Source organism: Planctomycetota bacterium, from assembly GCA_018242585.1.
Classification (GTDB): Bacteria; Planctomycetota; Planctomycetia; order Pirellulales; family PNKZ01; genus JAFEBQ01.
The window spans coordinates 63,456-75,363 of sequence record JAFEBQ010000040.1; the positions used below are offsets into that span (position 1 = coordinate 63,456).

The following is an 11,908-nucleotide window of genomic DNA, read 5'->3' on the forward strand; positions in this document are numbered from 1 at the left end:
GTCGCACCAAAATGCGACGCATAAGGGGCACACGGGCAAGATTGCTAAAAAGCAACGGTGCTCGATTGCGATGGCAACAACACGACAAAAGCTCGCCCGATAATCAGCCCTCTAATCCCTCGTCCCTAGCCTCTCGCCCCTCTTTCCGCCCGCTGCCGGCAGCCTTTGTCCAACCCCACCGGCCGGTCTTTCGCCAGAAAAAAGGCCGCCATTTAGCTTTGTTTTCAGCAGGTGGAAACTTGCTTGATTTGTCCGCGCGTTATTAGAATCGATTGAAGCGGCCAGGTGAGTCGCTTGGGCGCAGAGTCTGCGCCCAGGGTGTTCCCTCACGAGGGGACGGACCAGAGCTGGCCGCTGGAGGCGGAACAACGTGGCATTGCAGGAAGTCGACCGTGCGCTCCTCGAACGCTGCTTGGCTCGTAAGCCACGCGCGTGGGAGGATTTCGTCGACCGCTTCCTGGGCTTGGTGATTCACGTCGTCAATCATTCGGCCCAGGCCCGCAGCGTCCGGCTCCAGCCCCAGGATCGCGAAGACCTTTGCGCGGACGTCTTTCTGACGATTGTCCGCGACGACTTCGCCGTGCTGCGTCACTTCCGCGGCACGTGCAGTCTGGCCACCTATTTGACCGTCGTCTCACGGCGAGTCGTGGTCCGCGAAATCTTGCAACGCAAGTCGCTGGCCCGCTTGAGCAATGTCGAGGCTGTCGAACCGGGCGCCGCGGCCGAAGCCCGCATCGAGAACCGCGAGGAAGTCGATCGCCTGCTCGACGAGTTGACGGGGACCGAGGCCGACGTGGTCCGGCTTTACCACCTGGAAGAAAAAACTTACCAGGAGATCAGCGCCGCCACGGGCATTCCCGAAAACACCGTCGGGCCGATGCTCAGCCGAGCCCGGGCCAAGATGCGCCGCGCCGGCGAAGAGCCAACGCCCCAAGAATCGCCGGGCTAGCCCTCTTCCGGTTGTCAGTTTTCACGGAAGGCAGCAATCGACCACGACGACACGACGGTCACGACGTAATGCGACGAGTGGGCAGCCTTCGCACCACAAGTCCCCGCCCGGTTAGACCGCTTGAATTGTGGTTCGCGGCAGCCTTTCCCTCTTTCTTGTTCCGACGTCGTGACCGTCGTGTCGTCGTGGTCGAATTTCCTAGTCTTGATCGTGGTTAGGCGCGCCAATTCAGGCCCCATTTCCGCGTTCTCCGCGCCCGCAGTAACCTAGGCTTGATTGCGTGCGCGCTGCTACACTGTGCCCGGCAATCGCACATTCAGGTCGAAGGAGGCTTTCCGTGATCATCGTGATGCGCAAAGAGGCGACGCCCGACGACATTCAGCACACGGTCAAACGTGTCGAGTCGCTGGGCATGAAAGCCCACGTGCTGCACGGCGTCGAGCGAACCGTCGTGGCCGCCATCGGGGCCGAAGTGGACGGGATGCGAGAAACCCTTGAGGCCGACGCCAATGTCACCGAGGTGATGCCGATCCTGGCCCCCTACAAAATGGCCAGTCGCGAGTTGAAGAAGGAAACCACGGTCATCCGCTCGCGCAGCCTGAAGATCGGCACCAGCCGAGTCTCGGTCATCGCCGGGCCGTGCTCGGTCGAAAGCGAAGAACAAATCCTGAACGTCGCCGTGGCGGTCAAGGAAGCGGGGGCCACGGCCCTGCGCGGCGGCGCGTTCAAGCCCCGCACCAGCCCATACAGCTTCCAGGGTTTGAAGGAAGAGGGGCTCAAACTGCTGGCCGCGGCCCGCGACGCCACCGGGTTGGCGATTGTGACCGAAGTGATGGGAACCGAGGACGTCGAACTGGTCGGCCGATACGCCGACGTGCTGCAGATCGGCGCTCGCAACATGCAGAACTACCGGCTGCTCGAAGTCGTCGGCCGGCAGCCGCTGCCCGTGTTGTTGAAGCGCGGCCCTAGCGCCACGCTCGAAGAGTTGCTGCTGGCCGCCGAGTACATCCTGGACGGGGGCAACCCGAACGTAATGTTGTGCGAGCGCGGCATTCGCACCTTCGAGAACCATACTCGCTTCACGTTGCCCCTGGCGTCGGTGGTCTATTTGCACGCCAAGACCCATTTGCCGATCGTGGTCGATCCCAGCCACGGGACCGGCCACACCTGGATGGTGCCGCAAATGGCGGCGGCCAGCGTCGCCGCCGGGGCCGATGGCTTGATCCTGGAGGTCCACCCGGATCCCGAGAACGCCATGAGCGACGGTTACCAGTCGCTCAACGTGCCGCAGTTTCAAGAGACCATGCGGCTATGCCGCAAGGTGGCCGAGGCGTTGGGGCGCTCGGTCTAGCTTTCCGGACTTTGACGAGCAGCTACTATTAGCGCACGGTTGGCGGTGCTTGCCAGGGCCAGCGCCAGGCAGTCTTTTGTTGCGGTGATGTAGTAGCCGGCGCAGTTCCTGCCGCCGCCTGGAACGCCCCACCACCATACACCCCATTCCCTACCTTTGACGGCGCGCTGGTTGCGTAGGCAGGTGAATAACCTGGCGCGACTGCCGGTGCGGTAACCGTGGCTTGTTGACCAGCGTAGGCCGGCGCGCCGGCGTAGGCCGCCGCGTTGGTAGCGCGCGACATCGGGATCGGCCCAATCGGCCCGCCTGGGGCATAGTTCAACGCCGGCGCTGGCTCGGCCGGAGGCGACTGAGCCAGTTCCTGGTGATTCATTCCATAACCCGCCGCGGCCGAGACCAGGGCCGTCGCCCCTTGCACGACTTTGGTCGGGTCGAGCGGCAGCGCCGGCTGCTGGCTCCGATAGGCCGCCACGCTGGCGAACTGGTCGGCTTGGCCCCGTTGTTCCATCGTGACGGGCCGGTGGTACTCTTCAAGCCTACCCTCGGTTCGTACCCGCAGCATCAGGGCATCGAGTTCGGGCACTTGTCGCCAGGCGCGCTCGCTATCGACACCGTCAATCGTCGTGGCGACTTTCACGCCGTGTCCTTTGCTCGCCCCCGAGCGAAAGTAACCGCTCTCGCCCAGCATGGCCACGGCCTGATCAAAGTCGGCTTTGGGAATGTCGAGCGTCCAGACTTCGAACATCTGCTGTTCACGGCGCTTGGCGGCCACGTCGGGAAGCATGCCGGCAATCCGCTCGACGGCGCTGCTTTTGACGGCCGAGGCGTTGGGCAGCGACGTCAACGTCACACGGCACCGGGCATAGCCGGGCCGCGCTTGGGGATGGGGATAGGCGATGGTCAGCCGCCCCTTGGCGGCGCCGGCCATCGGCACGGTTGGCTGCGCCTCGTACGAAACAGCGCGTCCTTCGACATGGGCCACGCTGATCGGCTCGCCCAATTGGGCCACGTCGACCGAGTAGTCGATCTTGGCCGAATCGAACATGCCGGCGGTGGCGTCGATGGGCACCTTGCTGCCGATCGGTGATCGACACCCCGCCGCCGCTACCAAGATCATCGCACCGAATAACCATCCGTGGTTCAACGGTCGATTGTGCTTCACCGGTAATCCTCGCGAATCGGATAAAACGCATCCAAGGCCCGCAGTCCATTGGGCCCGGCCGTGATCGTATGGGGCACTCCCCCGGGAATGCTCCACATCATGCCCGCGCGTACTTGTCGCACTTCATCGCCGATGGTGAATTCGCCTTCCCCTTCGAGCATCAGCCCCATCTGATCGTGGGGGTGCTGATGCAGGGGAATCACCGCCGCCGCCGCCATTTCGACCAGCGACAACGACATGCGATCGCCGGTTTTTACGAACATGCTCACGCCAGGGAAAGGGCGCAATTCTCGGCAGTCCTTTTTATCGACGAAAAATCGCTCCATATTGAACAATCCTCAGATTCCGAGCAGTTTCACCAATTTATCCGATCTTCGCCAATCTCCTGCTCGATACGAAGCAAGCGATTGTATTTGGCCAGCCGCTCGCTCCGTTGAATCGCGCCGATCTTGATGTTCTTGGTCGCCGTGCCGACCGCCAGATCGGCGATCGTCGTGTCCTCGGTTTCGCCACTGCGGGCCGAGATAATCCGGCTGTAGTTCGAGCTTTGTGCCAAGCGCATCGTCCGCAGCGTCTCGCTCAGCGTCCCCACCTGGTTCGGCTTGATCAGAATGCCATTCGCCGCCCCCAACGAGATGCCGCGGCGCAGGCGGTCCTCGTGCGTGGCGAACAAATCGTCGCCAATCAGCCGGACGCGCGAACCGATCCGCCGGGTCAGCATTTGCCAACCTTCCCAGTCGTCCTCGGCCATGCCGTCTTCGATGCTAGCAATCAGCGGAAACTCTTCGATCAACTGTTCGAGCAGATCGACCATTTGGGCGTTGGTCAGCCGGGTCTTGTTCTCGTCGGACAGTTGGTAGTGTGTCCCGTCAAAGAACTGGGTGCTGGCCACATCGATCGCCACGGTCACATCCTCACCGGGACGCAGCCGGGCGGCCTCGATCGCGCGGACCAGCAACTCCATCGCGTGCCGCGAATTCTTCAGCCGCGGCCCGTAGCCCCCTTCGTCGCCGACCAGGCGTCCTTCGTAACCGGCATCGGTCAACACCTTGCCCAAGCGACGCGACACGCGAACGATCCACTCGAGCGCCTGGGCATAGCTGACCGCGCCGACGGGCATGACCAGGAAGTCTTGAAAGTCCAAGTTGCGGCCCGCGTGCGCGCCGCCGGAAATCATGTTCGTCATCGGCAGCGGAATGCGCGGCTGGGACACCGGCGCGCCGGCGGCCACGCGCTGCCACAGCGAATTGATGTGCCGATAAAGCGGAATCCGCGCCGACTCGGCCGCGGCATGGGCCGTCGCCAGCGAAACTCCCAACAGCGCATTGGCACCGAGCTTGTGCTTGTGCGGCGAGGCGTCCAACTCGCACAGTCGGCTGTCAATCGTGAATTGCTCGACGGGGTCGGCGCCAATCACGGCCCGCGCGATGAGCGTGCGCACATTGTTCACGGCCTGCAATACGCCGCGTCCGTCATAGCGCGCCGGGTCGCCGTCGCGCAACTCGTGGGCTTCGGCCTTGCCGGTGCTAGCGCCGGCCGGCACGATGGCGCGACCCGAGCTGCCGTCATCGCAGCGGATTTCAACTTCCAAGGTGGGATCGCCGCGGCTGTCCAACACTTCGGCGGCGTACACTGCGCTAATCTTGGCCATCGTTCCGTCTCGATCGAATGTCTGGAAATCAATTAACTCAGGCGGGCGAGCACTTCGGCCCAGCCGGCTACCGGCTCACGGAGCAGCGACTGGCACAACGCTCGTATCCGCTGCCGTCGCGGCTCTTCGTTGAGATACTCGACGCGGCTTTTGCCGTCTAGCCGGGCCCAGGTGCATCCGGCAAAGTTTTGGATCGAGCGACGCGTCAATTCGTCGTAGTCGGCGGCGCTAACCGCCGTCAACAACTGCTCGCGATATCCCCGCTCGAAACTCGTCATCAATTCTAAATACGCGGCATGGTCGGGACGCTTCAATTCGGCCTTCAGCGCCAAATGGGCCAGGAACAGCCCCACGTCGAATGCCGGGTCGCCAAAGTGGCCGGTCTCGAAGTCGACCATCATCAAGCCGCCGTCCCAGACCAGCAGGTTCTTGGGGGTAAAATCGGCGTGAACCAGGCTCAGCCGATGGTCCCAGACCGATTCGACCAGTCCGTTCAACAGCGGCACGTATTCCGGAAACGCCTGCGCGACCGTGCGATAATACGGATCCAACCGCAGCTCGTCGAACAACGTCCGGTCCCCCAGCCGCTCGGCCAACTCGGCCGACCTCCACGAGGCGGCATGTAACCGCCCCAGCAACCGACCGCAGCGCGTGGCGATTTGCTGGTCCGTGCGCCCGGCGAGCAAATCTTGTTTCCAGACGCGATGCTGGCGTGGCGCCGCCGTCATCGCAAAGCAGTAATTGCTCCGGTCTTCGTGCAGAATCTCCGGCGTCAGGACCGTCGTCCGCGCGTCGGCCGCTCCGGTGCCCAACTCGCGGCAGACGCGCATCACGTCGACTTCGCGCCAGATGCGCTCGATGCTCGAGAACCAGGGAAGGGCCGTACGAAGTTGCGGCCGGGCCTGCTTGAAGACAAAGTCGCCGTGGGGCGCCGTAGGACGCGCGACGTAGAAGACCTCGTTCGAGACCCCCCCCGACAACCGCTCGACACGCACCGCTTCACCCGGCTTGATCCACCCCTGCGAGCGTAAATAGTCGGCGGCGTTCCGCTCGTCGATTTCGAGTTGCAACTGAGGGGGCATAGACCGGTAGTTTATTCCCTGGGACGGCCCAAATGAATCCCATCCGCGGCACGAATGCCGCTGCCTGAACTCCTTGTGACAGAAACGGTTCCGGCGCGCCCAACCACGGCGATCGGGTCGCCTAGGGCAGATTACTTGTTCGTCTTGGGTTAGCCGTTCATTCGTGAGCTTACCCACCCAGCAGCCGTTTGACGGGCAACCGGTCGACGCCTAAACTCATCGGTCATTAAGTCTTACATTGAACGCCGCCCGCAGGGCCGCGCGATTTGGCGACCCATCAGTTCTGACGCCGCCCGCTTCCCAAACGCGCCATCGCCGGCACGCACGTACTCTACCTATCGCACTGGAACAATCTATGGCTAGCACAGTTACGTCGGTTCCGACCGGCGAGCAGACCAATCTGGAACAGCTTTCGATCAACACCATCCGCACGCTAGCAATGGACGGGGTCGAGGCCGCGAACAGTGGTCACCCCGGCACGCCGATGGCGCTGGCCCCGATTGCCCACAGCCTGTGGAACGAAGTGCTCCGCTACAACCCGGACGACGCCACGTGGATGAACCGCGACCGGTTCGTGCTGTCGTGTGGCCACGCCTCGATGCTGTTGTACGCCACGCTACACCTGGCCCAGGTCAAGCAGTTGGATCACGATGGCAAGCCGACCGGCGAGTTGGCGGTGCCCTTGGAACACATCAAGAAATTCCGCCAGTTGCACTTCCGCTGCCCGGGCCATCCGGAAAGCTACGAGACCACTGGCGTTGAAACGACCACCGGCCCGTTGGGCCAAGGCTGCGGCAACAGCGTCGGTATGGCCATCGCCAGCCGCTGGCTGGCGGCGCGCTATAACCAGCCCGGCTTCGAGCTGTTCAACTTCAACGTCTATGCGCTGTGCAGCGACGGCGACCTGATGGAAGGGGTCTCGGCCGAGGCGGCCTCAATCGCCGGCCACTTGAAGCTGTCGAACCTGTGCTGGATTTACGACGACAACAAGATCACGATCGAAGGGGACACCTCGCTGGCCTTTACCGAAGACGTGGCCACGCGCTTCAAGGGTTATGGCTGGAATGTCCTGAAGATCGACGACGCCAACGACACCGCGGCGCTGTTGAAGGCTTATAAGCGTTTTCAGCGCACCAAGACCGGGCCGACCCTCATTGTGGTGCGCAGCCACATCGCCTGGGGCGCGCCAAACAAGCAAGACACTCATGGCGCTCACGGCGCGCCGCTGGGGGCCGAGGAAATCAAGCTCACCAAGGCGGCCTACGGCTGGCCCGAGACGGCCCAGTTCCTGGTCCCCGACGAGGTGACGCAACTATGGCACGAGAAAGTCGGCGAGCGCGGCCGCAAGCTGCAGAAGAACTGGCAACGCAAGTACAAGCAATATGCCAAGCAGCACCCGGCGCTGCACGCCGAGTTGGAAGCGATGCGCAAGCGCGACGTGCCGGCTGATTTCGACGCCAACATCGCGCCCTTCGCCGCCGACGCCAAGGGAATGGCCAGCCGCGTCTCGGGCGGCAAGGTGCTGAACGCCATCGCCCCGAAGATCCCCTGGTTCATTGGCGGTTCGGCCGACCTGGCGCCATCGACGATGACGCTGATTACTGGCGAAGCGGGCGATTTCGAAGCACAGAACTACGCGGGCCGAAACTTCCACTGGGGCATTCGCGAGCACGGCATGGCCGCCGCGCTGAACGGCATGGCCCTCAGCGGCCTGCGTCCCTACGGCGCGACGTTCTTCGTGTTTACCGATTACCTGCGGCCCTCGCTGCGATTGTCGGCCATCTCGAAGCTGCCGGTGGTGTATGTCCTGACCCACGATTCGATCGGCGTCGGCGAAGACGGCCCCACCCATCAACCGGTCGAGCACCTGTCGGCTCTGCGGGCGATTCCGAACCTGATCACCATGCGCCCCGGCGACGCCAACGAAGTGGCCGAGGCCTATCGTGTGGCGCTGCGCAGCAAGACCCAACCAGTGGCGATGGTCCTATCGCGGCAGAACCTGCCCACGCTCGACCGGACGAAGTACGCCTCGGCCGAGGGTGTCTCGCGCGGCGGCTATGTGCTGGCCGATGCGTCGCAGAACGCCCCCAGCCTGATCTTGATCGCCACGGGCAGCGAGTTGTTTATCGCCGTTGACGCCTACGAAAAGCTGACCGCCGCGGGTGTTGCGGCTCGCCTGGTGAGCATGCCCAGTTGGGAAGTCTTTGACGCCCAGGATGAAGCCTACCGCGACAGCGTCCTGCCGCCGGCCGTCGCGCCGCGCGTGGCCGTCGAAGCGGGCATCCGTCACGGCTGGGACAAGTACCTGGGCCGCCAGGGGCGCTTTGTCGGCATGCACGGCTACGGGGCCAGCGGCCCGGCCGGCACGCTGTACAAGCACTTCGGCATCACGGCCGACCACGTGGTGGCGGAAGCCAAGTCGCTGCTCGGCGCGAGCTGAGCGCTGCTTTGAAGAGTGCGAAGCAAGAGCCGACGTCTTTCAGCTCAAATTCATCACCGACTCGAAATCAGCCCTTCTCCCCTTGTGAGAGAAGGTGGCCGAAGGCCGGATGCTGGGTGATGAAGTGGGTACTCGCGCGAGCTTGTGGCTTACCCCTCACCCCGCTCGCTACGCGAACGACCCTCTCCCGCAAGGGGCGAGGGTAAAGGCGTCGGCGGTTTGCCGCCTTACGGCAACTGCATGATGTACGCGATCACGTCGGCCATTGATTGCTGGTCGATCTGCTTTTCCAGCCCCTCGGGCATGATCGATGCGCCGGTGCCGCGCAGTTCGTCGATGTCGATCCGCAGCACGGTGTCCTGTTGATTCTCGGCCCGCTTCAGCGTGACGCTCGTGGCGGTTTCCGAGGCCAACATGCCCGCCAGCGACCGTCCATCGGTCGTCAAGCAGACGTAGTTCACGAACTGCGGGTTCACTTCGCGGCTGGGGTCCAAGACGTTGAGCAGAATCGCCTCGGGCCCGCGCGACTTCATCGTCGACAAGTTTGGCCCGATTTCAAAGCCGACGTTCTCGGCACGATGGCACGTGGCGCAGATCTTGCCGAACACCAGCTTGCCGCGGGCCGGATCGCCCGACATTTTCAACACGCCACGGTAGGCGTCGACTACGTCCTGCCGGCGCGCGACCTTGGTGGCGCTTAACAACTGCTGCGCCTTGGGACGCTTGCGCGGGTCGTTGCCGCTCATCAAGCGAGCCGCGTGGGCTGGATCGATCTCGTGCGCCGGGAACTGCTCGGCCTCGACCGCATCGAGCAGCAGGCCGACACGATCCGATCGCGTCATCAGCATATCGAGCGCCGCCGATTTGACGCGCGGACTCAGGGCCGACCATTGCGCGATCACCGGCCGCGCGACTTCCCCTTCGCGAAACTCATCCAGGGCCGAGATCATCGCCAACTGCACTTCAGCAGGTTGCTTACTGTCGAGCAGTTGCGGCGCGATAGCCAGGGCCGCGCTCAGTTCGCCCATCGAGAACCAGGAGATCGCCTCGGTCCGCTTGGCCAGCGCCAGCTTGGCATCAAGCGCCGTCGTCGAGGCGGCGGCCAGCGTCGAGCGCATGTCGATCAGAGGCGTCGAGCCGTCCGAGCCGAATAACTGCCGGCGGGCTTCGCCGCCCCGACCGTCCATCATGCCGCGGGCAATCACCTTGCCAATCGCCAGTTCGCCCGCTGGAACCGCCTTTAAAGCGTTCGCGACCAGCGCCACCTCGTCGGCCCGATTGCGTCGCGAAACCTGGGTAGCCAGCGAGATCAGCAAGGGCCGAATGGCGGTCGATTGGCGCACCTCGGCGTCGGCCAGCAAGTCAGCCAGCACCGGCGCGGCGTCGTCAGCCAACGAACTTTGAATCGCCACTCGCATCCAGCGGTCGCCACCGTCGCGCTTGGCCAACTGGGTCAGCGGCCCGCGTCGCTCGGTCGCTGGCAGATAGCCCAGCGTGAACGCCAATTGATAACGCACCAGCATGCTCGGGTCGTCAACTAGTTTCAGGATAGCGGCCGCCAACTCGGGCGACTTGGCGAACTTCGCCTCCGACAGGCGAATCGCATGCCGGCGGACATGCTCGTTCTTGTTGATCATGCCGCTGATCAGAATGAATGGATCGAGCCGATCGAGCCCGGCCAGCGTGTACATCCCCTGGATCGAGTAAACCGGGTCTTCCGAGACAAACAATGACGCGATGATCATCAGGCTGGCCTGCTTATCTTGCCGCTCATAGAGCAGCCGCGCCGCCGTCTCGCGATGCCAGGCGTTCTTGTGCGCCAGCAAGTTCACCAACTCGTTGGTCGTCGCTTTGCCCAACTTGGGGAGCGGCCCGGGCTTAAAGCCGGGCGGGACAATTCGATAGAGCCGGCCGCGGTCCTGGCCGCTGCTGGTGTCGAGATGCTTCTTGATCACTTCGGGAATCGAGCCGGGGTGCTCGATCATTTCGCGGTACATGTCGATCACATACAGCGCCCCTTCGGGCCCGTTGGTGAATTGCACGGGGCGAAACCAAATGTCGGTCGACGTCAGCAACTCGCTCTGCTGGTCCATGCGCTCGGCTTTGTATTGCAGCCCTTCGAGGCTGAGCCGCTTGCGATGGACCAGGTTGCTGCCGACGTCGGCCACAATGGCCAGCCCAGCGAACTCGGGTGGCAGAATGCTGCCGCGGTAGATCGTCACTCCCGTCGCGCCGGTGAAGTAGCCCGCCGCCCGGCCGCCCCCTTCGACGGCCCCCTTCACAGCGCCCGAGACGCGCAACCGAGTGCGCACCACGCGCCACGGCTCGACCGGACTGGCCCGATAAACTTCGGCCTGCGGACCATCGGCGGCGACCGAGACCCGCGCGCTCGGCACGCTCAGGTACGGGTTCCGCGAGGCGTAGCGGTCCTCGAACATCACTTGCTGAATATGGTCGCTATTGGACGAAACGAATTTCGTGCCGAAGTTATCGAACGACATTCCGTGCTGCGCGCCGCCGCTGGTGGCGCGGATGTCGCGTGTGCGCGGATCGAAGTCAAAATCACGTCCCCGCAGGTTCAACGCCTTGAACTTGGGATCGTCTGGCCGGGTGATCTCGCCGCCGGTGCTGCTGGCCGAGCCGTGAATCCGGTTGTCGAACGTCCACAGGAACGTGTTCAGCAACCCTTGCACATTGGTGACCGCGAAGCCGGTGTAAACCACTTCGCGCCGGTCGGCGCGGCCGTCGCCGTCGGTGTCTTTCAGGTAGTAAATGTTCGGCGCGTCGCCGACGAACAGCCCGCCGTCCCAGCAGGCCAACGCCGTCGGCCAGAGCAGATTGTCGGCGAACACTTCGGCCCGATCATAGCGCCCGTCGCCGTTGTCGTCGTGCAAACAGCGAATGCGCGACAGCTTCTCGTCGCGCTTTTCGCTGTAGCCGCGCATTTCGCAGACGTACAGGTTGCAGTTCTCGTCCCAGGCGACGGCCACGGGGCTGGCAATCAGCGGCTCGGCGACGACTTGCTCGATGCGAACCTCGGATTTGAGTTGAAACGTCTTGATCGCGTCGGCCGGCTCGACCGGGGCCAGGCGGGGCAACTCGGCCGAAAAGTCCTGGTTATCGACTGCTTCGGGCGCGGCCGGAGGGGCGGGCTTGGCGGCCGGCTCGGCAGCAACTGCCGAGGTGCAAACGACCGCAGCGGCAAGCACTCCCGCTAGGGCGGACGACGCTACAGTGATTTGCGAGACCGGGAACCAGCGCGACGCAACCATC

8 protein-coding genes are annotated in these 11,908 nt (G+C 63.7%); 3 read left to right on the forward strand and 5 right to left on the reverse strand.

The genetic code is table 11. The annotated features are described in order from the left end of the window. Window positions 1-370 precede the first annotated feature (370 nt). Window positions 371-949: a sigma-70 family RNA polymerase sigma factor gene (locus tag JSS27_18320; protein ID MBS0210903.1), complete on the forward strand. Its 579-nt coding sequence runs from the start codon at window positions 371-373 to the stop codon at window positions 947-949. 337 nt (window positions 950-1,286) lie between these two features. Beyond that, the gene (gene aroF, locus JSS27_18325) at window positions 1,287-2,300 is read left to right on the forward strand and encodes a 3-deoxy-7-phosphoheptulonate synthase (GenBank protein ID MBS0210904.1); all 1,014 of its coding nucleotides are present in this window, start codon (window positions 1,287-1,289) and stop codon (window positions 2,298-2,300) included. A gap of 28 nt (window positions 2,301-2,328) precedes the next feature. Here the strand turns inward: aroF and JSS27_18330 are convergent, their stop codons facing one another. From JSS27_18330 to JSS27_18345, 4 genes are all read right to left on the reverse strand, one after another. Beyond that, window positions 2,329-3,462, reverse strand: a complete 1,134-nt coding sequence (locus tag JSS27_18330) for a hypothetical protein (protein MBS0210905.1) — start codon at window positions 3,460-3,462, stop codon at window positions 2,329-2,331. Beyond that, window positions 3,459-3,725, reverse strand: a complete 267-nt coding sequence (locus JSS27_18335) for a cupin domain-containing protein (GenBank protein MBS0210906.1) — start codon at window positions 3,723-3,725, stop codon at window positions 3,459-3,461. The genes JSS27_18330 and JSS27_18335 overlap by 4 nt, the downstream gene beginning before the upstream one ends. Window positions 3,726-3,817: 92 nt before the next feature. After that, complete coding sequence (gene eno / locus JSS27_18340) at window positions 3,818-5,113, reverse strand: phosphopyruvate hydratase (GenBank protein ID MBS0210907.1); 1,296 nt, start codon at window positions 5,111-5,113, stop codon at window positions 3,818-3,820. A 32-nt stretch (window positions 5,114-5,145) separates the two neighbouring features. Beyond that, entirely contained in the window at window positions 5,146-6,195 is a 1,050-nt protein-coding gene (locus tag JSS27_18345) for a phosphotransferase (protein MBS0210908.1), read from the reverse strand. Window positions 6,196-6,550: 355 nt separating this feature from the next. Between JSS27_18345 and tkt the strand changes: the two genes are divergently transcribed. Then, a complete protein-coding gene (tkt, locus tag JSS27_18350) occupies window positions 6,551-8,635 on the forward strand; it encodes a transketolase (GenBank protein MBS0210909.1) in 2,085 nt (694 codons plus the stop codon). Between the two features lie 227 nt (window positions 8,636-8,862). Here the strand turns inward: tkt and JSS27_18355 are convergent, their stop codons facing one another. Continuing rightward, window positions 8,863-11,907: a c-type cytochrome gene (locus tag JSS27_18355; GenBank protein ID MBS0210910.1), complete on the reverse strand. Its 3,045-nt coding sequence runs from the start codon at window positions 11,905-11,907 to the stop codon at window positions 8,863-8,865. Window position 11,908: the final 1 nt, after the last annotated feature.

What these genes read in the sequence shown, in the direction of transcription:
- JSS27_18335 (MBS0210906.1), bottom strand. Translation starts at nt 3,725, where the DNA reads ATGTTCGTAAAAACCGGCGATCGCATGTCGTTGTCGCTGGTCGAAATG.
- eno (MBS0210907.1), bottom strand. Translation starts at nt 5,113, where the DNA reads ATGGCCAAGATTAGCGCAGTGTACGCCGCCGAAGTGTTGGACAGCCGC.
- JSS27_18345 (MBS0210908.1), bottom strand. Translation starts at nt 6,195, where the DNA reads ATGCCCCCTCAGTTGCAACTCGAAATCGACGAGCGGAACGCCGCCGAC.
- tkt (MBS0210909.1), top strand. Translation starts at nt 6,551, where the DNA reads ATGGCTAGCACAGTTACGTCGGTTCCGACCGGCGAGCAGACCAATCTG.
- JSS27_18355 (MBS0210910.1), bottom strand. Translation starts at nt 11,907, where the DNA reads ATGGTTGCGTCGCGCTGGTTCCCGGTCTCGCAAATCACTGTAGCGTCG.